At 68.7% G+C, this 25202-nt stretch carries 27 protein-coding genes; 16 read left to right on the plus strand and 11 right to left on the minus strand.

Going from position 1 to position 25202, the window contains the following annotated elements; translation table 11 throughout:
• Positions 1-33: 33 nt before the first annotated feature.
• The 3 genes from ACIQLK_RS10730 to glgA all read right to left on the minus strand — a co-directional run bounded on the left by ACIQLK_RS10730 (position 34) and on the right by glgA (position 2384).
• On the minus strand, positions 34-285 hold the full coding sequence (locus tag ACIQLK_RS10730) for a type B 50S ribosomal protein L31 (RefSeq protein ID WP_018186539.1): 252 nt from the start codon (positions 283-285) through the stop codon (positions 34-36).
• A gap of 80 nt (positions 286-365) precedes the next feature.
• A complete protein-coding gene (locus ACIQLK_RS10735; protein WP_400364770.1) occupies positions 366-1151 on the minus strand; it encodes an ABC transporter ATP-binding protein in 786 nt (261 codons plus the stop codon).
• A gap of 39 nt (positions 1152-1190) precedes the next feature.
• Entirely contained in the window at positions 1191-2384 is a 1194-nt protein-coding gene (gene glgA / locus ACIQLK_RS10740) for a glycogen synthase (protein ID WP_400364771.1), read from the minus strand.
• Between the two features lie 76 nt (positions 2385-2460).
• Here glgA and glgC point away from each other — a divergent pair, with 76 nt between their 5' ends.
• The 3 genes from glgC to ACIQLK_RS10755 are packed head-to-tail and all read left to right on the plus strand — an operon-like array spanning position 2461 to position 5103.
• On the plus strand, positions 2461-3705 hold the full coding sequence (gene glgC / locus ACIQLK_RS10745) for a glucose-1-phosphate adenylyltransferase (RefSeq protein WP_400364772.1): 1245 nt from the start codon (positions 2461-2463) through the stop codon (positions 3703-3705).
• Between the two features lie 39 nt (positions 3706-3744).
• Positions 3745-4380 carry a phosphoserine phosphatase SerB gene (gene serB, locus ACIQLK_RS10750; protein ID WP_400364773.1) on the plus strand — a complete coding sequence of 212 codons (636 nt, stop codon included), beginning with the start codon at positions 3745-3747 and terminating at the stop codon, positions 4378-4380.
• Positions 4381-4419: 39 nt separating this feature from the next.
• Positions 4420-5103 carry an alpha/beta fold hydrolase gene (locus ACIQLK_RS10755; protein ID WP_400364774.1) on the plus strand — a complete coding sequence of 228 codons (684 nt, stop codon included), beginning with the start codon at positions 4420-4422 and terminating at the stop codon, positions 5101-5103.
• Between the two features lie 6 nt (positions 5104-5109).
• On the opposite strand, the gene fabG is transcribed toward ACIQLK_RS10755, so the two are convergent.
• Complete coding sequence (gene fabG / locus ACIQLK_RS10760; protein ID WP_400364775.1) at positions 5110-5820, minus strand: 3-oxoacyl-ACP reductase FabG; 711 nt, start codon at positions 5818-5820, stop codon at positions 5110-5112.
• Positions 5821-5911: 91 nt separating this feature from the next.
• Between fabG and ACIQLK_RS10765 the strand changes: the two genes are divergently transcribed.
• The 4 genes from ACIQLK_RS10765 to ACIQLK_RS10780 are packed head-to-tail and all read left to right on the plus strand — an operon-like array spanning position 5912 to position 7813.
• Positions 5912-6415, plus strand: coding sequence for a DUF4190 domain-containing protein (locus tag ACIQLK_RS10765; protein ID WP_400364776.1), 504 nt, complete (start codon positions 5912-5914; stop codon positions 6413-6415).
• Positions 6316-6789, plus strand: a complete 474-nt coding sequence (locus ACIQLK_RS10770; RefSeq protein ID WP_400364777.1) for a DUF3099 domain-containing protein — start codon at positions 6316-6318, stop codon at positions 6787-6789. The genes ACIQLK_RS10765 and ACIQLK_RS10770 overlap by 100 nt, the downstream gene beginning before the upstream one ends.
• Positions 6786-6989: a hypothetical protein gene (locus ACIQLK_RS10775; protein ID WP_400364778.1), complete on the plus strand. Its 204-nt coding sequence runs from the start codon at positions 6786-6788 to the stop codon at positions 6987-6989. Before ACIQLK_RS10770 ends, ACIQLK_RS10775 begins: the two co-directional genes overlap by 4 nt.
• The gene (locus ACIQLK_RS10780) at positions 6986-7813 is read left to right on the plus strand and encodes an SURF1 family protein (protein WP_400364779.1); all 828 of its coding nucleotides are present in this window, start codon (positions 6986-6988) and stop codon (positions 7811-7813) included. Before ACIQLK_RS10775 ends, ACIQLK_RS10780 begins: the two co-directional genes overlap by 4 nt.
• 20 nt (positions 7814-7833) lie before the next feature.
• Here ACIQLK_RS10780 and ACIQLK_RS10785 read toward each other — a convergent pair whose 3' ends face one another.
• A complete protein-coding gene (locus ACIQLK_RS10785) occupies positions 7834-9384 on the minus strand; it encodes an ABC-F family ATP-binding cassette domain-containing protein (RefSeq protein WP_400364928.1) in 1551 nt (516 codons plus the stop codon).
• A 235-nt stretch (positions 9385-9619) separates the two neighbouring features.
• Between ACIQLK_RS10785 and ACIQLK_RS10790 the strand changes: the two genes are divergently transcribed.
• The 7 genes from ACIQLK_RS10790 to ACIQLK_RS10820 all read left to right on the plus strand — a co-directional run bounded on the left by ACIQLK_RS10790 (position 9620) and on the right by ACIQLK_RS10820 (position 18446).
• The gene (locus ACIQLK_RS10790) at positions 9620-10930 is read left to right on the plus strand and encodes an alpha/beta hydrolase (RefSeq protein ID WP_400364780.1); all 1311 of its coding nucleotides are present in this window, start codon (positions 9620-9622) and stop codon (positions 10928-10930) included.
• Entirely contained in the window at positions 10927-13476 is a 2550-nt protein-coding gene (locus ACIQLK_RS10795; protein ID WP_400364781.1) for a bifunctional lysylphosphatidylglycerol flippase/synthetase MprF, read from the plus strand. Before ACIQLK_RS10790 ends, ACIQLK_RS10795 begins: the two co-directional genes overlap by 4 nt.
• A gap of 72 nt (positions 13477-13548) precedes the next feature.
• Complete coding sequence (locus tag ACIQLK_RS10800) at positions 13549-14586, plus strand: iron-siderophore ABC transporter substrate-binding protein (protein WP_400364782.1); 1038 nt, start codon at positions 13549-13551, stop codon at positions 14584-14586.
• A gap of 18 nt (positions 14587-14604) precedes the next feature.
• Positions 14605-15657 (plus strand): FecCD family ABC transporter permease, encoded by a 1053-nt coding sequence (locus ACIQLK_RS10805; RefSeq protein ID WP_400364783.1) that lies wholly within the window; start codon positions 14605-14607, stop codon positions 15655-15657.
• Positions 15654-16703 carry a FecCD family ABC transporter permease gene (locus ACIQLK_RS10810; protein ID WP_400364784.1) on the plus strand — a complete coding sequence of 350 codons (1050 nt, stop codon included), beginning with the start codon at positions 15654-15656 and terminating at the stop codon, positions 16701-16703. The genes ACIQLK_RS10805 and ACIQLK_RS10810 overlap by 4 nt, the downstream gene beginning before the upstream one ends.
• The gene (locus ACIQLK_RS10815; RefSeq protein ID WP_400364785.1) at positions 16700-17524 is read left to right on the plus strand and encodes an ABC transporter ATP-binding protein; all 825 of its coding nucleotides are present in this window, start codon (positions 16700-16702) and stop codon (positions 17522-17524) included. Before ACIQLK_RS10810 ends, ACIQLK_RS10815 begins: the two co-directional genes overlap by 4 nt.
• 16 nt (positions 17525-17540) lie before the next feature.
• Positions 17541-18446 (plus strand): siderophore-interacting protein, encoded by a 906-nt coding sequence (locus tag ACIQLK_RS10820; RefSeq protein WP_400364786.1) that lies wholly within the window; start codon positions 17541-17543, stop codon positions 18444-18446.
• A gap of 61 nt (positions 18447-18507) precedes the next feature.
• Here the strand turns inward: ACIQLK_RS10820 and ACIQLK_RS10825 are convergent, their stop codons facing one another.
• Genes ACIQLK_RS10825 through sufB form a run of 5 tightly spaced genes read right to left on the minus strand, consistent with a single transcriptional unit; the run spans position 18508 to position 22572 of the window.
• On the minus strand, positions 18508-18837 hold the full coding sequence (locus ACIQLK_RS10825; RefSeq protein WP_400364787.1) for a metal-sulfur cluster assembly factor: 330 nt from the start codon (positions 18835-18837) through the stop codon (positions 18508-18510).
• Between the two features lie 9 nt (positions 18838-18846).
• Positions 18847-19617 (minus strand): Fe-S cluster assembly ATPase SufC, encoded by a 771-nt coding sequence (gene sufC / locus ACIQLK_RS10830; protein WP_400364788.1) that lies wholly within the window; start codon positions 19615-19617, stop codon positions 18847-18849.
• 14 nt (positions 19618-19631) lie between these two features.
• Positions 19632-19961, minus strand: a complete 330-nt coding sequence (locus tag ACIQLK_RS10835; RefSeq protein ID WP_400364789.1) for a non-heme iron oxygenase ferredoxin subunit — start codon at positions 19959-19961, stop codon at positions 19632-19634.
• On the minus strand, positions 19958-21154 hold the full coding sequence (gene sufD / locus ACIQLK_RS10840; protein WP_400364790.1) for a Fe-S cluster assembly protein SufD: 1197 nt from the start codon (positions 21152-21154) through the stop codon (positions 19958-19960). The genes ACIQLK_RS10835 and sufD overlap by 4 nt, the downstream gene beginning before the upstream one ends.
• On the minus strand, positions 21154-22572 hold the full coding sequence (sufB, locus tag ACIQLK_RS10845) for a Fe-S cluster assembly protein SufB (RefSeq protein WP_400364791.1): 1419 nt from the start codon (positions 22570-22572) through the stop codon (positions 21154-21156). Before sufB ends, sufD begins: the two co-directional genes overlap by 1 nt.
• A 220-nt stretch (positions 22573-22792) precedes the next feature.
• Between sufB and ACIQLK_RS10850 the strand changes: the two genes are divergently transcribed.
• Both ACIQLK_RS10850 and ACIQLK_RS10855 read left to right on the plus strand, forming a co-directional pair.
• On the plus strand, positions 22793-23722 hold the full coding sequence (locus ACIQLK_RS10850) for a heme A synthase (RefSeq protein ID WP_400364792.1): 930 nt from the start codon (positions 22793-22795) through the stop codon (positions 23720-23722).
• 95 nt (positions 23723-23817) lie between these two features.
• On the plus strand, positions 23818-24192 hold the full coding sequence (locus ACIQLK_RS10855) for a dinucleotide-utilizing enzyme (RefSeq protein ID WP_400364793.1): 375 nt from the start codon (positions 23818-23820) through the stop codon (positions 24190-24192).
• Between the two features lie 22 nt (positions 24193-24214).
• Here ACIQLK_RS10855 and ACIQLK_RS10860 read toward each other — a convergent pair whose 3' ends face one another.
• Positions 24215-25141: a heme o synthase gene (locus ACIQLK_RS10860; protein WP_400364794.1), complete on the minus strand. Its 927-nt coding sequence runs from the start codon at positions 25139-25141 to the stop codon at positions 24215-24217.
• Positions 25142-25202: the final 61 nt, after the last annotated feature.

The raw sequence follows: 25202 nt of genomic DNA on the forward strand, positions 1-25202 counted from the left end.
CCCCGCCGGAGCGGGGCCTTCGAGGACGACTGCTTACTTGCTGCCGAAGTTCTTGAAGCGCTGGTTGAACTTCTCGACGCGACCGGCCGAGTCCATGATGCGCTGCTTGCCCGTGTAGAACGGGTGCGAAGCGGACGAGATCTCGACGTCGATGACCGGGTAGGTCTCACCGTCCAGCTCGATCGTCTTGTCGCTGGAGACCGTCGAACGGGTCAGGAAGGTCTCGCCGGAGCCGAGGTCGCGGAAAACGACGGCGCGGTACTCGGGGTGGATGTCAGTCTTCATTGGGTTCCTCACGAAGTGCCCTGGATTTTGCCAGGAGCGGGTGAAAGTCTGCAGCGCGAACGCGCCAACGCAAGATTCTATCAGGATGCCGCGCGTGCGGCGAACCGGCCGTCCTGCGACGTCAGCGTGATCGGCATTCCGAAGGTCGCCGTCAGGTTCTCCGCCGTCAGCGTCTGCGCGATCGGGCCCTGCGCGACCGCGGCGCCGTCCCGCAGCAGCAGGACATGGGTGAAGCCGACGGGGATCTCCTCGACGTGGTGGGTGACCATGATCATCGCGGGCGTCGACTCCTCCTTCGCGTATCCGCTCAGCAGGCTCAGCAGCTCCTCCCGGGCGCCGAGGTCGAGGCTGGCGGTCGGCTCGTCCAGCAGAAGGAACTCCGGGTCGGTCATGACGGCGCGCGCGATCTGAACGCGCTTCTGCTCGCCGTCCGACAGCGTGCCGAAAGTACGGTCGGCGAGGTCCGCGAGGCCCCACTCGCCGAGGACTCGCCGGGCACGCCGCTCGTCGATCGCCTCGTAGTCCTCGCGCCACCGTCCGACCACGGCGTAGGCCGCGGTCAGGACGACGTCGAGGACCGTCTCGTCCTGGGGCACCCGCTTGGCCATCGCCGAGGATGCGAAGCCGATCCGGGGGCGGAGGTCGAAGACGTCGGTGCGTCCGAGCACCTCGTCGAGGACGGTGACCGTACCCGAACTCGGGTGGGTGAGCGTCGCGGCGAGCTGCAGGATGGTCGTCTTGCCCGCTCCGTTCGGGCCGAGGACGACCCAGCGCTGATCCGCGTCGACCGTCCAGTCGATCCCGTCGACGATGTTGCGGGCATTGCGGCGGACGACGACGTCGGCGAGTTCGAGCACCTGAGGCATGCTCCCAGCCTATCGACCGGGCGCAGCCGCGCCGGCAGGCTACCGGCCGGTCGCCGTGACCTCTCGGTACAGCTCTGCCGTGGCATCCGCGATCGCTTCCCAGCTGAACTCGGATGCCGCGCGCTCCCGGCCGGCCCGCCCGTACGCGCGGGCCTGCTCGCGATCCGAGACGACCTCCGTCAGGGTCGCGGCCAGGTCCGCCACGAAGCGCTCCGGATCGACGGGGGTGCCGGTGCCGTCCTCGACCTGGTCGATCGGGACCAGACGTCCCGTGACGCCGTCGATGACGACCTCCGGGATGCCGCCGGTCGCCGTCCCGACGACGGCGGCGCCGCAGGCCATCGCCTCGAGGTTGACGATGCCGAGGGGCTCGTAGATCGAGGGGCAGACGAACGTGGTGGCCGACGTGAGGATGGCGCAGAGGTCGGGACGGGGCAGGAACTCCTCGATCCAGACGACGCCGTCCCGGGTCTCCTGCAGCGTCCGGACGAGGTCCTGGACCTCGGCCATGATCTCGGGCGTGTCGGGCGCTCCGGCGCAGAGGACGAGCTGAACCTCGGGCGGGAGGAGCTCCGCGGCCCGGAGGAAGTAGGGCAGACCCTTCTGCCGCGTGATGCGACCGACGAAGACGACGGACGGCCGCGACGGGTCGATCCCCCACCGCGACAGCAAATCCGGGTCCTCGCGCGGCTGCCAGGCGTCGACGTCGATGCCGTTGTAGATGACGCGCACCTTGGCGGGGTCCAGCGCGGGGTAGCTGCGCAGGATGTCGCGCCGCATCCCGTCGCTGACGGCGACGACGGCGGCCGCGTTCTCGTACGCGGTCTTCTCGACGTAACTCGACACCGCGTACCCGCCGCCGAGCTGTTCGGCCTTCCACGGACGCAGCGGCTCGAGAGAGTGGGCGGTGACGATGTGCGGGATGCCGTGGAGCTTCGACGCGAGGAAACCGGCGAAGTTCGCGTACCAGGTGTGGCTGTGCACGACGTCGGCGCCGGCGACGTCGCCGACGATCTCGAGGTCGGTGCCGAGAGTCTGCACGGCCGCATTGGCGCCGGAGAGACCTTCGGGGACGGCGTACGACGTCGTGTCCGCCTCGTCCCGCGGTCCGCCGAACGCGCGAACCTGCACCTCCATGCGCGAGCGCAGCGCCGAAACGAGCTCCGTGACGTGGACCCCCGCCCCGCCGTAGATCTCCGGCGGGTACTCCTTCGTGACGATGTCGACGCGCATGGACCGAACTCTAGGCCACACGGAACACGCACCAAAGTCCTCGCTTGCCCGTTGCAAATCGCCATAGTGTGAGCACATGCCAGCATCACCGAAGGTCCTCGGTATCGTCCTCGCCGGTGGCGAGGGCAAGCGCCTCATGCCGCTCACCCAGGACCGCGCGAAACCCGCCGTCCCCTTCGGCGGGCAGTACCGTCTCATCGACTTCGCGATCTCCAACCTCATCAACTCGGAGCTCCGCCAGATCGTCGTCCTGACGCAGTACAAGTCGCACAGTCTGGACCGCCACGTCTCGCAGACGTGGCGCATGTCGGCGCTGCTGGGCGCCTACGTCACGTCCGTGCCGGCGCAGCAGCGGCTCGGCAAGCGCTGGTTCTCCGGCTCGGCCGACGCGATCCTCCAGTCGCTGAACCTGATCCACGACGAGAAGCCCGACATCGTCGCCGTCATCGGCGCCGACCACGTGTACCGCATGGACTTCCAGCAGATGATCGATGCGCACATCGCCTCGGGTGCCCGCGCATCGGTCGCCGGCATCCGCCAGCCGATCGGCCTCGCCAACCAGTTCGGCGTCATCGACGTCGACCCGGCCGACGGGGTCACGATCCGCGACTTCCTCGAGAAGCCGCAGAACCCCACCGGCCTTCCCGACAACCCGGGCGAGGTGCTCGCCTCGATGGGCAACTACGTCTTCGACACGGACGCGCTCATCGAAGCGGTCGAAGCGGACGGCGAACTGCCGACCTCCAATCACGACATGGGCGGCGACATCATCCCCTACTTCGTCTCGCGCGGCGAGGCGGCGGTGTACGACTTCCAGCGCAACGACGTGCCGGGGTCGACCGATCGCGATCGGGACTACTGGCGGGACGTGGGCACGATCGACTCGTTCTTCGACGCGCACATGGATCTGATCTCCGCGCTGCCGATCTTCAACCTGTACAACACGGACTGGCCCATCCGGTCGCAGTCGGTCAACTCGCCGCCCGCCAAGTTCGTGCGCGACGGGGTGGGCCGCATCGGGAACGCGATCGACTCGATCGTGTCGCTCGGCTGCGTCCTGTCGGGGACGCACCTGGAGCGCAGCGTTCTCGGACCGTGGACGCTCTCGGGCGGCGGTTCGACGATCACCGACTCGGTTCTCTTCGACCACGTGAGTGTCGGCGCGGGGGCCCGGGTCCATCGCGCGATCCTCGACAAGAACGTCGTCCTCGAGCCCGGCGCGACGGTGGGCGTGGACCGCGAGCTCGACCTGTCTCGCGGATTCACCGTCACCGACAGCGGGCTGACCGTCGTCGGCAAGAACATCCGCATCCCGTCCTGAGAGACCTGGCCACAGCATCCGAGCCGATAGCGTGGTCGGGTGCCTGACGCCCGATTCCTCGTCGTGTTCGACGCCGACTCCACGATCATCCGCAACGAGGTCATCGAGCTGATCGCCGATGAAGCCGGGCGCGGGGCCGAGGTGGCCGCGGCGACCGAGGCGGCGATGCGGGGCGAGGTCGACTTCGCGACGAGCCTGCGCTCACGGGTGACGGAGCTGGCGGGCGTCCCGGTGGCGTCCTTCGCGCGCGTCCTGTCTCGCATCGAGCCCACCCCCGGGGTGCGCGAGCTGATCGCCGCGATCCACGACCGCGGCGGGATCGCCGCGGTGGTCTCGGGCGGGTTCCACGAGATCCTCGACACGGTCGCCCCGGACCTGGGCGTGGACGTCTGGCGGGCGAATCGCCTGGCGGTGACCGACGGCATCCTCCGCGGCACGGTCGACGGCCGGATCGTCGACGCTGCCGTGAAGGCTTCATCGCTGCGCGAGTGGGCGGGCGCCTATGGCGTCCGACCATCGGCCACGATCGCCGTAGGTGACGGGGCGAACGACCTGATGATGATGGATGCCGCGGGTCTCGGCGTCGCTTTCAACGCGAAACCCGCCGTGCGGCTCCGCGCCGACCTCGTCGCGGGTCGCGTGGACCTGTCGGAGCTCATTCCGCTGCTTCCCTGACCCACGGGGCATGTCGGGGGCGCGTCGTACCCTGCCGACATGGACATCATCCTCATCCCCGGCCTGTGGCTGACCGCGCAATCGTGGGACGACGTCATCCCCGTCCTCCGCGACGCGGGACACACGCCGCATCCGTTGACCCTCCCCGGGGTCGGCACTCCTGAGTCCGATGTGGGCCTCGCCGAGTGGGTCGACGCAGTCGTCGCAGAGATCGACAGGGTGAACGGGCCTGTGATCCTCGTCGGTCACAGCGGCGGCGGCAACGTGGCGTGGGCGGCAACGGAGCAGCGTGCCGACCGCGTCCGCCGCGTCGTCTTCGTCGACACGACCCCTCCACCGCCCGGAGCGGACATCTCGGAGTTCCCCGTCGTGGACGGCGTGATCCCCTTCCCGGGGTGGGACTACTTCGATGCCGACGACACGGCGGACCTCGACGAGCAGATGCGCGCACGCACGGCGCCGCTGACGGCCTCCGTCCCCCGGCGCGTGCCCACCGACGCCGTCGCGATGGCGGGCACCGAACGCCACCGGGTACCGGTGACGATGCTGATGGGATCCATGGACGAGGAGACGTTCCGACAGGTCGTGGCCGCGTGGAACGATTTCGCGGCGGAGTTCGCCGCGATCGACGACGCCGAGATCGTCCGGCTCGGAACCGGCCACTGGCCTCAGTTCTCGGCGCCGACCGAGCTGGCACGGCGGATCATCGAGGCCGTGCGCTGACGGGGGTCAGTGCCCCATCCCGAGGCCGCCGTCGACGGGGATGACGGCGCCCGAGATGTATGCGGCGTCATCGGAGGCCAACCAGACGACGGCCGCTGCGACCTCGTCGGCCGCGCCGAATCGGCCGGCCGGGATGCTCTTCTTGTAATCCGCCTGGGTCTCGTCGGGCAGCGCCGCCGTCATGTCCGTCTCGATGAACCCGGGAGCGACGACGTTCGCGGTGATCCCTCGTGAGCCGAGCTCACGCGTCAGCGATCGCGCGAACCCGACGAGGGCACTCTTCGACGACGAGTAGTTGATCTGCCCCGCCGACCCGTAGAGGCCGACGACCGAGGAGATGAGGATGACGCGGCCCCACTTGGCCCGCAGCATCCCCTTCGCCGCTCGCTTGACGACGCGGAAGGCTCCCCCGAGATTGGTCGAGACGACCGAATCGAAATCGTCCTCCGTCATGCGCAGGAGCAGAGTGTCCTTCGTGATGCCGGCGTTGGCGACGACCACCTCGACGGGGCCGAGCTTCTGCTCGACCTCGGTGTACGCGGCGTCCAGGGAGGCGGCATCCGTCACGTCGGCGCGGACCGTCAGCGTGCCCTCAGGGCCCTCCCCCGAACGCGCCGTGACGGCGACGGCGAACCCATCCGCGACGAAGCGCTCGGCGATCGCGCGGCCGATGCCGCGGTTGCCTCCAGTGACCAGGACGACGCGCTCGCGGGACATTCTTCTCCTTGCTCCGAGGCGGGTGAACCGCACCAGCCTACCCGCGCGGTCGACCGGTAGTCTGGTGGCAACTCGCTTGAAGGAGACGGACGTGACCGACGCCACGAACACCCCGCCGCAGCCCACGGACGTGCCGCCGGCGCGGCCCGCGCCCGACGCCTCGTCGCCCGCGGCCCCGCCGTACGCGCCTCCCATGGCCCCTCCTGCCCAGTACGGGCAGCCCGCCTACCCGCAGCCGACGTACACTCAGCCCGGCTACCCTCAGGCCGGATACGGCCAGCAGCCCTACGGTCAGCCCGGCTACGGCTACGCGGCACCGGTCCGGCCCACCAACGTCCTGGCGATCATCTCGCTCATCGCCTCCATCGTCGGTCTCACCCTCATCCCGTTCCTGGCATCGATCGCGGGCATCATCACGGGACACATGGGGCTCAAGCAGGTCAGCACGTCCGGCGAGAACGGCCGCGGGCTTGCCCTGTGGGGCACCATCCTTGGGTGGATCGGCGCCGGGTTCTGGCTGCTGCTGTTCCTGATCTGGCTGCTGTTCATCTTCGTGTTCGCGGCGTCCGTGCCCGCCCTCACCCAGGTCTCCTGAGGAGCCCCGCCACGTCCCGCCGCACTCCGCACGACCGCCCGCAGTCGGCGACCTCTCTCGCCACCGCACCCGAGATCGACGCCCGCTCGCGCACCCGCCGCTACGTCATCATGATGACGGTGCGCGTCGCGTGCTTCATCCTCATGGTGACGGTCACCCCGTACGGCTGGCAGACGTGGATCTTCGCAGCGGGTGCCGCGGTGCTCCCCTACCTCGCGGTGGTGGTGGCGAACGTGGGCACCGGTGAGGAGGTCGTCGTGGCCGAGCGACCCTCGCGCGAGATCGAGTCGGCACCGTCGGCATCCGCTGCCCCGGTCGATCCGGACGACGGCGTCTTCCGGATTCAGGAGTCCCCGCCGCGGGAGGACCGATGACCGCGCCGCAGTGTTCTCGAGCGGGCTGCCGCGCCGACGCGGCATGGCGGGTCGTCTGGCGGAACCCGCGCATCCACGCCGCGGATCGGCGGAAAGTGTGGGCCGCCTGTCCGGACCACGTCGACTTCCTGCGCGACTACCTCGCCTCCCGGAACTTCCCCGTCGAGGTCGCCCCGATGACGGCCGCCTCCGCATCGTGAACCGGGAGACGGCGCTCCGGTGGAGCGGGTACGTGGCGATGGCCGTCGTCTTCGCCATCGCGTGCGCGATGCTGTCCAACTGGCAGTTCTCCCGCAACGCTGAGCGAGACGCGGAACTCGCCCTCGTCACGAACAACTACTCGCAGGCCCCCGTTCCTTTCGAGCAGCTGTTGCCGGGCGGCGCATTCGATCCGGCTGACGAATGGCGACCGGTCGAGCTCACCGGTCGGTACCTCGCGGGTGACGGCCTCCTCGTGCGGAACCGCCCGCACGGCGGAACGAGTGCGTTCGAAGTCCTCGTACCCTTCCGCACAGACGACGGTCGCGTCGTCGTCATCGACCGCGGGTGGGTCCGGCCGGGGGAAGACCAGCCGGCGCCCGACCGCGTTCCCGCACCTCCGAGCGGAGACGTCACCGTCGTCGGCCGCCTTCAGCCCGGTGAACCGGCTGCCCGTGAAGGTCGTTCCGCCGCCGACGGCCAGGTACCCACGATCGATCTGCGTCTGATCGCTCGAGAGACCGGCCAGACGGACAGCATGGTCGAGTCCGCGTACGTGGTGATGACACAGGAGACCCCGCAACCCACTGAGCGGCCGAACGCGCTCGAGGACCCGTCGGCGGACCCCGGACCCTACCTGTCGTATGCGATCCAGTGGATCCTGTTCGCCGTGATGGGGTTCGTCTTCATCTGGTACATGATCCGCACCGAGATCCGACACCGGCGCGAGGACGAGGAACACGGCCCGCGGTCCCGGACGCCGCGAAACCCCCGCCGGCGCGACCGCGACATGGAGGCGGAAGACGAACTCCTCGACGCCCGCTGAGATTTCGCCAGGGCGTGGGATCAGGCGAGGGTGATGAGGTCGATGTAGTCCCGGCCCCAGATGTCCTCGACCCCGTCCGGGAGGATGAGCACGCGCTCGGGGTTCAACGCCTCCACGGCGCCCTCGTCGTGCGAGACGAGCACGACGGCGCCCTCGTAGTGCGCGAGCGCGCCGAGGATCTCCTCGCGCGAAGCCGGGTCGAGGTTGTTCGTCGGCTCGTCGAGCAGGAGCATGTTCGCGGACGAGACCACCAGGGTTGCCAGCGAGAGGCGGGTCTTCTCGCCGCCCGACAGCACCCCGGCCGGTTTCAGCACGTCATCACCGGTGAAGAGGAACGAACCGAGCACCTTGCGCGCCTCGGTGGCGGTGATGTCCGGTGCGGCCGACATCATGTTGTCGAGGACGGACCGGGTGACGTCGAGGTTCTCGTGCTCCTGCGCGTAGTAGCCGATCTTCAGCCCGTGACCAGGTTCGATGATCCCGGTGTCCGCCTTGTCCACACCCGCGAGGATGCGGAGGAGAGTCGTCTTACCGGCACCGTTGAGGCCGAGCACCACGACGCGGGAACCGCGATCGATCGCCAGGTCGACGCCCGCGAAGATCTCGAGCGAGCCGTAGGACTTAGAAAGGTTCTTGGCCATGAGCGGCGTCTTGCCGCACGGAGCGGGTTTGGGGAATCGCAGCTTCGCGACGCGGTCGTCCTGGCGCACGTCGTCGAGACCTGCGAGGAGCTTCTCCGCCCGCGCGACCATCTGGTGCGCCGCCGCGGCCTTGCTGGCCTTCGCACCGAAACGCGCGGCCTGCTGCTGCAGCGCGGTCGCCTTCTTCTCGGCGTTGGCGCGCTCCTTGCGGCGACGCTCCTCGTCGGCGGCGCGCTGGCGGAGGTAGTTCTTCCAGTTCATGTTGTAGACGTCGATGACCTGGCGCATCGCGTCGAGGTAGAACACACGGTTGACGGTCTCACCGACGAGGTCGATGTCGTGACTGATCACGATCAGCCCGCCCTTGTAGCCCTTGAGGAATTCGCGCAGCCACACCACGCTGTCGGCGTCGAGGTGGTTCGTCGGCTCGTCGAGGATCATGGTCTGCGCATCGGAGAAGAGGATGCGGGCGAGCTCGATGCGTCGGCGTTGACCGCCCGACAGCGTCTTGAGCGGCTGATCGAGGATGCGGTCCGGCAACGAGAGGTTGTGGGCGATCGAGGCCGCTTCGGCCTCGGCGGCGTACCCGCCGAGCGCTTCGAAACGCTCGGTCAGCGACCCGTACTTCCGCATGGCACGCTCGGCCACCGCGGCATCCGCGGACGCCATCTGCTCCGCTGTCTCCCTCATCCCGATCGCCAGGGATCCCAGGCCGCGAGCGTCGAGGATGCGGGTGCGCGCGAGCATCTCCGGGTCCCCCGAACGCGGGTCCTGCGGCAGGTATCCCAGCTCGCCGGTGCGATCGACGCCGCCGTCGGCGGGAATGAGATCGCCGGCGAGCACCTTCGTCAGCGTCGTCTTACCGGCGCCGTTCCGACCGACCAGTCCGATCTTGTCGCCGGGTGACACCCGGAACGAGACGTCCGACATGAGCGTGCGCGCACCGACGCGGATCTCGAGATCGTGCACGGCGAGCACAGCAGACATCCGTTCTTCGTGGGGAGGCGGCCGAGTGGCCAAACGCCCAGTATACGGCGCTCGCCCGACGTGATCCCTCGCGGCGCCGCGGCCCCTTCCTATGCCGCGGCTATGAAGTTCCCTCGATGTGGCCCTCGCATCCATCGTCGACCGTCGGGCAGAACAACACTGGATGGGAAGGAGCCTCATGAACGTTCTGCTGGGGGTCGGGATCACCGACGGGCCCGTCGTCGTCATCACCGACCTGGTCGCGGCGGCGACCTTCCTCTTCCTCCTCAGCCGTCGCCCGTCGCGGCGGTGGAGCGGTCGTCGCTGGCTCGTCACCTCGTCGATGACGACGCTCCTCGGCGCGGCGATGGGCCTGGCGACGACGTGGCTCCTGTCCGACAGACTCGACCTCTTCGATGCCGATCTGACCCCCGTCTCCCGCGGGTGGGTCGTGGCAGGCTTCGCCGGCGTCGCGCTGTCCTTCGCATCCCTGTGGCGGGCAACGTGGCGGCGTGCCGTCAGCAGCGTCGTCGCGGCCCTGCTGTTCGCAGGGACCGCGGCGATGGGTGTGAACATCGATTTCGGCCAGTACCCGACGATCGGCAGCGCGCTCGGGATCTCGTCGATCGACGAGGGACTCCCCCACATCGCGAAAGCCCGGGAGGATGCGTCGTCGATCGCCTCTTGGCGGGCCCCGTCCGACATGCCCTCGCGCGGCACACTGAGCTCGGTTCACATCCCCGGCACGGTGTCGCACTTCGAGACCCGCCCCGCCGTCGTGTACCTGCCGCCGGCCGCACTGGTGCACAATCCGCCCCGCCTGCCGGTGCTGATCATGATGTCCGGGCAACCGGGATCCCCCCAGGACCCGCTGGTGACCGACCATCTTCGCGAGAGGCTGGACGAGTACGCCTCCGCGCATCGAGGGCTCGCCCCCATCGTCGTGTCACCTGATCAGCTCGGCTCGCCGGGCACGAATCCGATGTGTCTCGATTCGGAACGTGCCGGGAACTCCGCGACCTATCTGACCGTCGACGTCCCCCACTGGATCCGAACGCATCTCAATCCGACTCTCGCGCCGGGGTCCTGGGGCGTGGGCGGGGCCTCCCAGGGTGGGACCTGCTCGATCCAGCTGGGCGCGGCGCATCCGGAGCTGTTCGATGCCATCCTCGACGCCTCGGGACAGCAGTACCCGGGCCTGGGCTCGTACACGAAGACGATCACGGAAGGCTTCGGCGGGGATCTCCACGCGTTCGACGCCGCGCAACCCTCGACGATCATGGCAGCGCACGCTCCGTACAAGGACACGATCGCCGTCTTCGGCGTGGGGGCGATGGACAACAGGTTCATGCCGGGCGTCAAGATCCTCGCTGAGGACGCCCGCGCCGCAGGCATGTCCACCCACTACATCGAGGTGCCGAACACGGCGCACGATGCCCACGCCTGGGCGGCCATCTTCGCCCATGGTCTCCCCCTGATCGCCGCCCACTGGGGGCTGGACGGACGATGACGATCGCAGCCGCCACACCCGGCACAGCGCGTCGGAGCGCGCTCGTCGTCGCCCTGCGCGCGGCACAGTCCGTTCCCGTGACGTGGGCCGTCACCGCGCTCGTCGCCCTTGCGAGCATCTACCGCTTCACACGGTCCCCCGGAGATTTCCGGCGCACCCTCGACGCCATCGCCGCCACGGGCTTCGACACGGTGCTCCTCCAGCACGACTGGTTGTCGGTGCTCACCGCCGTCTTCTTCGTCCCCGAGCCCGGGGGCCTGCTGCCGAGCCTCCTCGCCGTCGTCATCGGCGTGGGATGGAGCGAGCGCCGTATGGGTCACGCCAGGACCCTGGCGGTCTTCGCCGGGGTGACGGTCCTCGGCATCTTCCTCGGCCTGTCGGCTCAGGCACTCGGGCTCGTATCCAACCTGTACGGAGCGCAGGAAGGCAGAAGCCATCACGTCTTCGATCCGACGATCGCCGTCGCCGGCACGGTCATGGCGGCGAGCGCGTTCGCGAGCCCCCTACTCCGCCGACGGGTGCGGATCGTCGGTTTCGCGATCTTGGCGGTCCTCGTTCTGTACGCGGGGGCACCGGCCGACCAGTACCGTCTCGGCGCCGGAATCGTGGGCGTCCTCGGCGGAGTGATGCTGGCGCGTCGACCGCTCGGTCTCACGCGCCTCCGCGCGAGCCGTCGAGAGGCGCGGACGCTCTTGGCGGCGGTCGTCGCCGTGACCGCCCTCGGGCCGGTGCTGTCCATCCTCGCCCCGCGCAGTACCGGGGTCCTGAATCCTCTCGGCTCCCTGTTCCGCGACGAGCTCCACGATCCGGCCTTCGTGACCGCGCACTGCGAGACCGGCGAGCTGACACGACAGTGTCTCGACGCACTCGCCCTGACCAGACTCGACGGTCCGGGCGCGGTTCTGGTGACGCTCCTCCCGCTCGTCGCCCTGCTCCTGGCCGCCCGAGGCATCCATCGCGGCCGACGGGTGGGGTTGTACCTCGCGATCGTCCTGAATGCTCTGTTCGCCGTATTGGCAGCGGTGTACTACGGCTTCCTTCCGCTCATCGCCTCGTCCGAGTACGCGCGGTTCCAGTCCGCCGCAGCCGAGGAGTACGGCGCGTTCGACCTCGTCGCCACCCTGGTACCGGCGGGGCTCGCAGCCGTCCTCTTCCTGGCCCGACCGCTCTTCCCCCGTCCCAGCAGCGGCCACCCTGCGGCCCGGTTCATCCTGCTGAGCGTTCTGGCCTTCCTCGGAACCTCCGCCGTCTACCTGGCGGTCGGCTGGTCCGTGCGCGACCAATTCTCACCGACGGCGACGGTCTCGGCACTGGTCCTCGACCTGCCCGAGCACATCATCCCCGTGGGTTTCCTGGCCTTCGAGCCCGTCGACATGGTGGCCACGGGGCCTATCGCCTCTCTCGTGTCCCAGACGGTCGGACCGCTCTTCTGGGCCCTCCTCATCGTCATCGCGTGGCGCGGGATGAACAGCCGATTCCCGACCGGCACCGGCCAGAGCGTTGCGCGCAACCGGATCCTGGGCATGCTGCGCGGCGGATCCGTCGGCACCCTTTCGTGGATGACGACGTGGGAGGGCAACAGCTACTGGTTCGCGCCCGGGGGCGGAGCGGTGGCGTACCGCGTGATCAACGACGTCGCCATCACGACCGGAGACCCGATCTGCGCGGCCGGCCGCGCAGCAGACACAGCCGACGCCTTCGCGCGGTGGTGTGCGCTGCACGGCTGGACGGTCGCCTTCTGCTCGGTGACGGACGACTTCCGCGCCGGCCTCGTCCGCCGCGGCTACGGCTCGATCGCGGTCGCGGAGGAGACGGTCGTCCGCCCGACGGGATGGACGCTCCAGGGCGGCAAGATGAAGGATGTCCGTACGGCTGTCAATCGTGCCGAGAAAGAGGGCCTGACTGCATCGTGGGTGCGGTTCCGCGACCTGACACCACGGCACGCGGCGCAGGTGCGCGACATCTCGGAGCTGTGGGTGGCCGAGCGAGACCTCCCCGAGATGGGGTTCACCCTGGGTGGGATGGACGAGCTCCGCGACGACGAGGTGAGACTGATGATCGCTGTCGACGGCGACGATCGCGTGCACGCTGTGACCAGCTGGCTGCCGACGTACCAGGATGGCCGCATCCGCGGGTGGACTCTGGACTTCATGAGACGCGCTCCGGACAGCATGAACGGGGTCATGGAGTTCCTCATCGGTCGGACGATCCTTCAGGCAGGAGGTCAGGGGCTGGATTTCGTCAGCCTCTCCGGCGCCCCTCTGGCTGTGGACGTCGATCCCGGAGGTCAGTCTGCGACGCTTCGCGCCGTCCTGGCCGTCCTCAGTCGCTCGCTCGAACCCGTCTACGGGTTCCGATCCCTGCTCCGATTCAAGACGAAGTTCCGGCCCGAATTCCATCGATTGCACCTCGTCTACGCCGATCCCCTCGCCCTGCCGGCGATCGGCCTCGCTCTCGCGCGCGCCTATCTGCCGGGCTTGACCGCGAGGCAGGCGATGCGGGCATTCGGTCGTCGGAGTCCGTCACGGGCGACTGCGTCGCGGTGACGCGCGGTTTCCGTCTCCCCGTGAGTCGATGTAAGGTTAGGCGACCCTAATCATCTCTTTCAGGAGACCTCCGTGCCTCGCATCCGCACCGCGCTCGCCCTTGCCGCCGCATCCCTCCTCGTCCTGACCGGTTGCGCCACCAGTAGCGCACCGGCCGCGAGTGGCGACGCGTCGACGTCGACGGAGGCGAGCGGCTTCCCCGTCACCATCAAGAACGTCTTCGGCGAGACGACCATCACGAGCAAGCCGAAGCGCGTCGCCACGGTGTCCTGGGGCAATCAGGAGGCGGCTCTCGCACTCGGCGTCGTCCCCGTGGGCATGCCGGCGGTCACCTGGGGCGACGACAACGGCGACGGCGTCCTCCCCTGGGTGGAGGACAAGCTGAAGGCGATGGATGCCGAGACGCCGACACTGTTCGACGAGGCACAGGGGATCGATTTCGAGGGGGTGGCGGACACCGCACCCGACGTGATCCTCGCCGCCTACTCCGGCTTGAACAAGGCGGATTACGACAAGCTCAGCAAGATCGCTCCCGTCGTCGCCTACCCCACCGTCGCATGGGGAACCACCTGGCAGGAGCTGACCGTGACCAACGGCACGGCGCTCGGGCTCAAGGCGCAGGCGGAAGAGCTCGTCACGAAGCTCACGCAGACGCTGGACGACGAGGTCGCGAAGTACCCCGAGATCGCCGGCAAGAAGGTGATCTTCAGCTCGTACGACGCGACGAACCTCAGCCAGATCGGCTTCTACTCGCTCGCGGACCCGCGCGCGAAGTTCCTCGAAGACCTGGGCATGGTCCCGGCCAAGACGGTCGAGGAGCAGTCGAAGACGTCCGAGGAGTTCTGGATCACCAACAGCACCGAGGACATCGAACGCTTCAGCGACGTCCAGGTCATCGTCACCTACGGCGATGACTCGACCCTCGCCGCCATGCAGGCGGATCCGCTGCTGTCCCGCATCCCGGCCGTCAAGAACGGTGCCGTCGTGGTCCTGCCCGCCGTGAACAGCCCGCTCGCCGCTGCCGCCAACCCGAGCCCCCTGTCCATCCCGGACGCACGTACCGGCGAGTACATCAAGATGCTCGCCGAGGCGGCGAAGAAGGCCTCATAAGGCGCTTTCCCCGTAGACGTGTCCACTTCTCTCGCACCGCGCGCGATCGCCGCCGCCGCCCCGTCCTCCGGGCGGCGGCCGCGACGACGCCGCGTCGCCTGGCTGGTCGTGCTGATCGCGCTCGTCGCGCTGGCCGCCGTCCTGTCGGTCACGCTGGGAGCGAGGTCGGTCAGCCTCCAGGACATCCTCGCCGGCCTGTCGGGAGACATCGACACCGCCTCCGCCGCCGCGGTGGCCAAGCGGGTCCCGCGGACGATCCTGGCACTCCTGGTCGGCGCCGCGCTCGCCATCGCCGGCACCGTCATGCAGGGCGTGACGCGCAATCCGCTCGCGGACCCGCAGATCCTGGGCATCAACGGCGGCGCCTCCCTCGCCGTCGTCATCGGCCTCGCGTTCTTCGGCATCTCTGACGCCTTCGGGTACATCTGGCTCGCCATGCTCGGTGCGGCCGTCGCAGCGCTCTTCGTGTACCTGGTCGGCTCGCTCGGGCGTGGCGGCGCGAGTCCACTGAAGCTCGCGCTGGCCGGGGCGGCGACCGCTGTGGCCTTCACGTCGCTCATCAGCGCGATCCTCCTTCCCCGGATCGACGTCATGAGCGTGTTCCGGTTCTGGCAGATCGGCGGCGTGGGCGGTGCGACGGCCGATAAGAACATGCTGGTCATCCCCTTCCTCATCGTGGGCGCCGTGATCTGCTTCGCCTCCGCCGGCGGACTCAACTCGCTCGCACTCGGCGACGATCTGGCCGCAGGACTGGGCGAGCGCGTGCAGCGAGCACGCCTGATCGCGGCACTCGGCGCGGTCATCCTCTGCGGGGCCGCGACGGCGGTGGCGGGTCCGATCGGCTTCGTCGGATTGATCGTCCCCCACGTGTGCCGGCTCCTCGTCGGCCCCGACCACCGCTGGCTCCTCCCCGTATCCGCGCTCGTCGGCGGTGGCCTCCTGGCCGTCGCCGATGTCGTGGGGCGCGTGATCGCCCCGCCCCAGGAGGTCGAGGTCGGTGTCGTCACGGCCCTCATCGGCGCTCCGTTCTTCATCGCCATCGTCCGTCGACAGAAGATGCGTGCACTGTGACCGCGGCATCCATTCAGCAGTCCACGCTCGACATCGTCGCTCGTGGACGATCGCGGCGTGCACGCCGGCGTCTTGTCGTGACGACCGTTCTCGCACTCGCCGTCGTGGCCGTCTACGCGGTGTCTCTCATGGTCGGCCAGACCTTCTACTCCCCCGCCGACGTGTGGGGGGTGATGACCGGTCAGCTCGTCCCCGGTGCCTCTTTCACCGTCGGTGAGCTCCGCCTGCCGCGCTCGACGGTCGGACTTCTCGCCGGAGCCTGCTTCGGGATCGGGGGCGCCGTCTTCCAGACGATGCTCCGCAACCCCCTGGCCAGCCCGGACATCATCGGAATCAATGCCGGCGCGAGCGCCGCGGCCGTCATCGGGATCGTGTTCCTCTCGCTCGACCAGACCCCCGTGGCGGTCCTGGCGACCGTCGGCGCACTCGTCACCGCTCTCACGATCTATCTCCTCGCGTTCAAGGACGGCGGGGCCGGTGCGCGATTCATCCTGATCGGGATCGGCGTCGCAGCGATCTTCAACAGCGTGGTCGCGTACGTGCTCTCACGAGCCGCCGAATGGGACCTCCAGGCGGCGATGCGATGGATCACCGGAAACCTGAACGGGGCGTCCTGGAACGAAGCCGTTCCTCTCGTCGTCGCCGTGGCCATCGGCGTCCCGGTGATCCTGTGGCTGACGCGCGATCTGGAACTGCTGCGCCTGGGCGACGACACGGCGGCCGCACTCGGGGTTCCGGTCGAGCGGCGCCGGATCCTGCTCATCATCGCCGCCGTGACATTGCTGGCGTTCGCCACCGCCGCGGCGGGCCCCATCTCCTTCGTCGCCTTCCTCGCAGGCCCCATAGCGGCGCGGATGCTGGGCCCCGTGGGATCCCCCGTGCTCGCCGCCGGGCTCTTCGGAGCACTTCTCGTCCTCGTGGCGGACTTCGTCGGGCAGTACCTGCTCGGCCTCCGTCTGCCCGTCGGCGTGGTCACCGGTGTGCTCGGGGCGCCGTACCTCATCGTCCTTCTCATCCGCAGCAGCCGCTCGGGAGGCTCCCTATGACCGTCCACCGCACCCTCTCCGCTGAGGCCATCACCCTCGCCTACGGAGACCGGACGATCGTCGACACGCTCGATCTGACGGTGCCCGCGGGACAGGTGACTGCCATCGTCGGCGCCAACGCGTGCGGCAAATCGACGCTGCTCAAGGCGATGGCACGCCTGCTCCCGCCGAAGTCCGGCCGAGTCGTGCTGGACGGCAAGGACATCCATCGGATGCCGACCAAACGCGTGGCCCGGGATCTCGGGCTGCTCCCCCAGTCGCCCATCGCCCCCGAGGGGATCGCCGTCTCCGACCTCGTCAGCCGGGGACGCACGCCGCATCACGGACCGCTCGCCCGGTGGACACCGGCCGACGACGACGCGGTGGCGCGAGCCCTCGAGGCGACCGACATCGTCGCGATCGCGGATCGTCCCGTGGACGAGCTCTCGGGCGGTCAACGTCAGCGCGTCTGGATCGCCATGGCTCTGGCTCAGCAGACGGACGTCCTGCTGCTCGACGAGCCCACGACCTTCCTCGACGTCAGCCACCAGATCGACGTCCTCGACCTGCTGACCGATCTGAATAGGTCGCGTGGCACGACGATCGTGATGGTCCTCCACGACCTCAACCTCGCGGCACGGTACGCGGATCACCTCGTCGCTATGTCCGCCGGCCGCGTCTTCGCATCGGGGAATCCCGAGACGGTCCTGACGGCCGACACGGTGCGCGAGGTGTTCGGCCTCGAGAGCCGCGTCATCCCCGACCCCCTCACCGGACGCCCGCTGGTCCTCCCCATCGGTCGTCACCACGTCCCCGCGCCTGTCGACGGCGCCGTCCGCTGACCCACGGAGCGAACCGATGTCTTCGAGCACCATGGCCTTCTTCCGAGCACCCGTCGCCTCGATCGCCGAGGTGACCCCCAGCTTCCGTCGATTCACCTTCAGGGACGCCGCCCTGTCCGCCTACGGCGACCCCGGCTTCGATCAACGGGTCAAGATCCTGTTCCCGACGCCGACGGCGCCGATCGAGACGATGCCGACCGGCGAGGACTGGTACGAGCAGTGGCGGGCACTGCCCGACGAGGCACGGCCCGTCATGCGGACGTATACGACCCGGGCCGTCCGCAACGCCGAGCACGAAGTCGACATCGACATGGTCGCCCACGACGTCATGGGTCCCGCTTCGGCGTGGATCGCCGAGGCGAAGGCCGGCGACGAGGTGCTCATCCTCGCGCCGACGACCGCCCACACCGGCGTCAACTACGGCATCGACTTCGTGCCTCCGGCCAAGACCGAGAACATCCTGCTCGCCGGCGACGAGACCGCGGCCCCGGCCATCGCTCGGATCCTCGAGCAGCTCCCCGACGACGCGCGGGGCGTCGTCGTCCTCGAGGTTCCGCACCCCGACGACGTCGCCTATCTCCCGGCGCACCAGGGCTTCGAGATCATCACTGCGGCCCGTGCCGGGGAGAACCACCGTCACGACCACCTCGTCGCGGCCGTCACGCAGGTCGCCGAGCGGCTTGTTCCGCACGGGATCGGCGCGGAGGTCGAGGAGATCGACGTCGACCACGACATCCTGTGGGAGGTCCCCCGCACGGCGAAGGGCGGCGCCGCGCTCAAGAGCGCACGGCTCTACGCCTGGCTGGCGGGCGAGGCATCCGCCATCAAGGCGCTGCGGCGGCACCTCGTCGGCGAGGTCGGGGTGGACCGTCGCGCGGTCGCCTTCATGGGCTATTGGCGGCTCGGTCGCTCGGAGAACTGAAGAAGCGGTGCGACGACGTCGCACCGCTTCTCACTCCACCGGTTCGGCGGGTCGATCGTTGTCAGATCGAGAATCCGAGCGCGCGCATCATGTCGCGCCCATCGTCCGTGATCCGCTCGGGTCCCCACGGCGGCATCCACACCCAGTTGATGCGGAAGCGGTCCACGACGCCGTCGAGCGCCTGTCCCGTCTGCTCCTCCAGGACGTCCGTCAACGGGCACCCTGCGGAGGTCAGGGTCATGTGGATGACGAGGGCATCGTTCTCATCGTCCCAGCCGAGGTCGTAGATGAGTCCCAGGTCGACGACGTTGACCCCCAGCTCGGGGTCCATGACGTCCTTCAGGGCCTCGGTGACCTCGTCGTACTTCTCGGGTGCGAGCGTCTCGGCCATGCGAAGATCCTAGGCCTGCTCGCCGCCGACGGGGGCGAGGAAACGGTCGTAACCCTCGTCCTCCAGTCGCGCCGCGAGCTCTGGGCCGCCTTCCTCCGCGACCCGGCCGTTCACGAGGACGTGCACGAAGTCCGGCTGGATGTAGCGGAGGATGCGGGTGTAGTGGGTGATGAGCAGCACGCCCATGTCACTCTGCTCCTTGGCGCGGTTCACGCCCTCGGAGACGATCTTGAGCGCATCGACGTCGAGGCCCGAGTCGGTCTCGTCGAGGATAGCGAGCTTCGGCTTCAGGAGCTCGAGCTGGAGGATCTCGTGACGCTTCTTCTCACCGCCGGAGAAGCCCTCGTTGACATTGCGCGCGGCGAACTTCGGGTCCATCCGCAGGTTCTGCATCGCCTGCTTGACGTCCTTCGTCCACGCACGGATCGAAGGGGCCTCGCCGTCGACGGCGGTCTTGGCGGTACGGAGGAAGTTCGTCACCGTGACGCCCGGGATCTCGACGGGGTACTGCATCGCGAGGAACAGGCCCGCACGCGCGCGCTCGTCGACCGACATCGCGAGGACGTCCGCGCCGTCGAGCGTGATGGTGCCGCCCGTGACGGTGTACTTCGGGTGACCGGCGATCGTGTACGCCAGGGTGGACTTGCCGGAGCCGTTGGGACCCATGATGGCGTGCGTCTCGCCCGTGCGGACGGTGAGCGTGACGCCGTTGAGGATCGGGGTCTCGCCGGCTTCCGTCTCGACCGTCACGTGGAGGTCGCGGATCTCGAGGACAGACATGTCAGCTTCTTTCTTCAGTTCACGGCTTTGGTCACGGCGGGGTCGATGAGGATGTCGTCCCCGTCGATCGTGACCTCGTAGACGGGCACCGGCTCGTACGCCGGCAGATTCAGGGGGCGACCGGTGCGCAGCGAGAACGCGGAACCGTGCGCCCAGCATTCGAGCGTCTCGCCCTCGACGAACCCGTCCGCCAGGGAGATGTCACCGTGCGTGCAGGTGTCACCGATCGCGTGGACCTCGCCCTGACCGTCGAGCACGACGGAGATGGCGACCCCGTCCACCTCCACGCGCACGGCCGTGTCCTGCTCCAGGTCGCTCAGCTGCAGGACCTTCTGCGCGCTCATGCGCTCGCACCGCCCGCCAGCTCGGCCTCGATGGCGGCGATGAACTCGTCCTCGAGGGACGGGATGCCGATCTTCTGGACGATCTCGGCGAGGAACCCGAGGACGACGAGGCGTCTAGCCTGCTCTTCGTCGATGCCACGCGCCTGGAGGTAGAACAGCTGCTCGTCGTCGAAACGACCGGTCGCGCTCGCGTGACCCGCACCGACGATGTCGCCGGTCTCGATCTCGAGGTTCGGGATCGAATCGGCGCGCGCCCCGTCGGTGAGGACCAGGTTGCGGTTCGCCTCGTACGAGTCGGTGCCGATGGCATCCGGTCCGATGAGGACATCGCCGATCCAGACCGTCCGCGCCGAGGCGCCCTGCAGGGCGCTCTTGTACAGCACGTCACCGTTGGTGTGGGCGCCCTTGTGGTGCAGGTACACCTGACTCTCGAGGTGCTGACCCGCGTCGGCGAAGGACAGGCCGTACAGGCGACCCTGCGCACCCGCACCGGCGAGCTCGACCGACGGGTTCACGCGTACCAGTCCGCCGCCGAGGCTGGCGACGATGTGGGTCAGGGAGGCGTCGCGGTCCACGCGCGCCTGGTGCGCCGCGAGGTGGACGGCGTCGTCGTTCCACCGCTGGACGGACACGACGGTCAGCGCCGCGCCGTCCCGGACGATGATCTCGACGTTCTGGGCCTGTGCGGCGGATCCCTCGTGCCGGAGGACGACCGTTCCGCGCGAGTTCGCCTGCGCCTCGATGACGACGTGGGCGTGCGCGAGGCCGCCGCGACCGGTGAGGGTCACGACGACGGGCTCATCGAGCTCGACGCCCGCCGGGATGCGGATGAGCGGCGCCTCGGGCTCCTGCGACCACGCGATCGCGCTGACGACGTCCTCGGGACGGAAGACCTCTCCGCGGGGTGCCTCGTCCTTCTGCAGACGACGGTGCTCCACGGCATCCGGACCTGTCACTTCGACACCGATGACGTCGTGCGGTGCCTCCTCGTCGGCCAGCAGAGGCGCGATGCGGTCCAGCGGCGTGTGCTTCCAGTTGACCTCACGGCCGGTCGGCGTACCGAAGTCGGCCGGGTCGAACGACCACGGACGCTCCGAGCGGGTCTGCACCGGGACGCTCTGGTCGGTCACTTTCGCCGCAGGGTCGATGTGGCCCTTCGCATCGGATGCGGGGGCCTGAGTCGCTGTCGTCATCAGCCGACGGATCCTTCCATGCCCATCTCGATGAGCTTGTTCAGCTCGAGGGCGTACTCCATGGGCAGTTCACGGGCGATCGGCTCGATGAACCCGCGCACGATCATCGCCATCGCCTCGTCCTCGGGCATGCCGCGGCTCATGAGGTAGAACAGCTGCTCCTCGCTGACCTTCGACACGGTGGCCTCGTGGCCGAGCTGGACGTCGTCGACGCGGATGTCGATCGCCGGGTACGTGTCGGAGCGCGAGATCGTGTCGACCAGCAGGGCGTCGCATCGCACGGTGTTGGCGGAATGGTGCGCATTGGCGTCCACCCGCACCTCACCGCGATACCCCGCCCGGCCGCCGCCGCGGGCGATCGACTTCGAGACGATCGACGACTGCGTGTACGGCGCCATGTGGATCATCTTCGCGCCGGCGTCCTGGTGCTGGCCGGGACCGGCGAAGGCGACCGAGAGCGTCTCCCCCTTGGCGTGCTCGCCCATCAGGTAGATGGACGGGTACTTCATCGTGACCTTCGACCCGATGTTGCCGTCGACCCACTCCATGGTCGCGCCCTCGTGGGCCACGGCGCGCTTGGTGACCAGGTTGTAGACGTTGTTCGACCAGTTCTGGATCGTCGTGTAGCGCACGCGGGCGTTCTTCTTCACGATGATCTCGACGACGGCCGAGTGCAGCGAGTCGCTCTTGTAGATCGGCGCTGTGCAGCCCTCGATGTAGTGGACGTAGCTGTCCTCGTCGGCGATGATCAGCGTCCGCTCGAACTGCCCCATGTTCTCGGTGTTGATCCGGAAGTAGGCCTGCAGGGGGATCTCGACGTGCACGCCCTTGGGGACGTACACGAACGAGCCGCCCGACCACACGGCGGTGTTCAGCGCAGCGAACTTGTTGTCACCGGCGGGGATGACGGTGCCGAAGTACTCCTCGAAGAACTCGGGGTGCTCGCGCAGCGCGGTGTCGGTGTCCATGAAGATGACGCCCTGCTGCTCCAGGTCCTCGCGGATCTGGTGGTAGACGACCTCGGACTCGTACTGAGCCGCGACGCCGGCGACGAGTCGCTGACGCTCCGCCTCGGGGATGCCGAGCTTCTCGTACGTGTTGCGGATCTCCTCGGGGAGGTCCTCCCACGTCTGCGCCTGCTTCTCGGTGGAGCGCACGAAGTACTTGATGTTGTCGAAGTCGATGCCGGACAGATCGGCACCCCACGTCGGCATGGGCTTGCGCCCGAACAGCTGGTACCCCTTCAGACGGGTCTTCAGCATCCATTCGGGTTCGTTCTTCAGGGAGGAGATCCCGCGGACGACGTCCTCGTTGATCCCTCGCTGCGCGACGGCACCTGCGGCATCCGCATCGTGCCAGCCGAACTCGTACACCCCCAGGCCTTCGAGCTCCGGGCGGTCGATGAGCACATCCGACATGAATTTCCTCCTCACGGGCGGCAACGGTGTCATCCGTTCCGGCATTCCCTCCCGCGAGAGGAGTGCACGAGGGGGATGCCGCTGCTGGCCGCTCTGACGACGCGAGACCGCGCCTAGAATCGTTGTGCGGGCTGCGATGGGGATCGCGCTCGCCGACTGCTTCATTCTACAGGCACGGTCGTCCCCCGCGGCGTGCCGGCCCTCGCCCGGAGGCGACCCCATGCTGATCACCGCATCGACACCGACCGCTCCGCCCACCACTCGGATCCCGCGGCTGCTGCCGGTCATGGCGTGGCTCTCCTTCATCGCCGAGACGCTCATCATCGGCACCGGAGGCGCCGTCCGACTCACCGGGTCCGGGCTCGGCTGCCCGACCTGGCCGACCTGCACGCCGGAGTCGCTCGTCGCGACCCCCGAGATGGGCGTCCACGGGGTGATCGAGTTCGGGAACCGGACGCTGACAGGCCTCGTCGGCATCCTCGCGCTGGTCGTCGTCGTGCTGGTGTGGCGGATGCGGCGCACCCGCCGCGACCTCTTCGTCCTGGCGCTCATCGTCCTGGGCGGGGTCGTCGCGCAGGCCATCGTCGGCGGCATCACCGTGCTGACGGGCCTCAACCCCTTCATCGTGGGATTCCACTACGTGGTCTCCCTGATCCTGGTCTGCGTCTGCGCGGCCTTCCTCGTCCGCATGAAAGAGACCGCTGCTCCTCGGGAGCGCGTCGTTCCTGCCTGGTACGCGCGTCTCGCTCACCTGACGACCGCTGTCCTCGCCGTCACGATCGCCTTCGGCGTCCTCACCACGGGGGCGGGCCCCCACTCCGGGGACGCCGCAGCCGGGCGCAACGGCTTCAACGCCGAGATCCTCGAGCATGTGCACGCGTGGCCGGGATACACCCTTCTCGCCCTGACGCTCGTCCTCGTGGGCGTCGCGTGGGCGCGTCGACTCCGGCCGCGCGCCTGGGTCACCGTGCTGCTGGCCGCCGAATTCGTGCAGATCGCGGTCGGCCTCTACCAGGCGCGGAACGGACTGCCCGAGATCGCCGTCGGCGTGCACATGGTCCTCGCGGCCCTGACCGCCGCCGCGATGACCGTGGTCATCCTCCGCCTCAGGGCGCCGGAGGGCATCGCTCGGGTCGACGCGGTTCACTGACTTCTCATAGGGTCCGCATCGCTCCTGTCAGGGTCCGTCGGGAACAGTTGCCCGGGCCGTCCGAATCCGGGCGGCCTCGACCCGGAGGAGATTCGATGAACACCCGCCCCCGCCTGACCCGCAGCATCCCGTTCTGGGTGCTCGTGGCAGGCTCCCTCGCATCCAGCGCCGCCGGCGCCGTCGTCCTGATCGACAAGCTCGGGACGATGGAGACCGCGCTGAACGCCGGTACCGCGACCGGCGTGGAGGTCTATGTCGGACAGGTCTGGGCCATCCTGGGCGCCATCCTCATCGGCGTCGGCGTGATCGGCCTGCTGCTGGCTTTCACGCTCGGTGCCCTGCGCGCCTTCGCGACCCCGCGTGAGCAGCTCGACACGGTGACCGACCCGGTCGTCGATGACGTCGAGACCGACTCGGCCGACGCATCCGCCACAACGGAGCAGCCCGTCCTGGACGGCGCCTCTCGCTGATCGACCGATCGGCCCGCTGCGGTCAGAACGGCAGCAGCGGGTCGATCGCGATGGCGACGAAGAGCAGGGTCAGATAGGTGATCGATGCGTGGAAGACGCGCATCGGTTGCACCTTCTCGCCCCGGACGGCACGGGCGTAGAGGACGTGGGACTCGTAGACGAACCAGCCGCCGAAGACGAGAGCCGACACGGTGTAGACGAGTCCCATCCCTGCGACCGGGATCAGCAGCAGTGAACTGGCGACGGTCGCCCACGCGTAGAGGATGACCTGCAGGCCGACCTGTGCGCCGTTGCGCGTGGCGCCCAGCATCGGAACGTCGACCTCGGCGTAGTCGCCCTTGTACTTCATCGAGAGCGGCCAGTAGTGAGGCGGCGTCCAGAGGAAGACGAGCAGGAACAGGATGAAGGGCGTCCAGGTGAGCGAGCCCGTGACGGCGGACCACCCGATGATGACCGGGAAGCAACCGGCGATCCCGCCCCAGACGATGTTCTGCTCGGTGCGACGCTTCAGAAGGATCGTGTAGATCACGACGTAGAAGAAGATGGCGCTCGCGCTCAGCGCGGCGGCGACCCAGTTCGTGAAGGCCCACAGCCACACTGTAGAGACGATCGCGAGAGTCCACGAGAAGACGAGCGCGCCGCGAGGAGACACCTCGCCGGTGACGAGAGGACGGTTCTCCGTCCGCTTCATGTGGGCATCGATGTCGCGGTCGAGGTACATGTTGAAGGATGCCGCCGAGCCGGCGCTCATGGCGCCGCCCAGCACCGTCGCGAGGATGAGCCAGAGGTTGGGAAGCCCATCCTCGGCCAGGAACATCACGGGGATGGTCGTGACCAGGAGCAGCTCGAGCACACGAGGCTTCGTCAACTGGATGTACGCGCGGACGGTGCGGCCGGCCGACTGTCGAGCGGGCGCGGATACGCGCGCGCCGGTGTCCGTGAGTGCCATCGCCCCTGCCGTGTAGATCGTCGGATCGAGTCTACGGCATCCGTCGAGGAGGGTCCCTGCG

The organism is Microbacterium sp. NPDC091382 (assembly GCF_044757025.1).
In the GTDB taxonomy this organism is placed as follows: domain Bacteria; phylum Actinomycetota; class Actinomycetes; order Actinomycetales; family Microbacteriaceae; genus Microbacterium.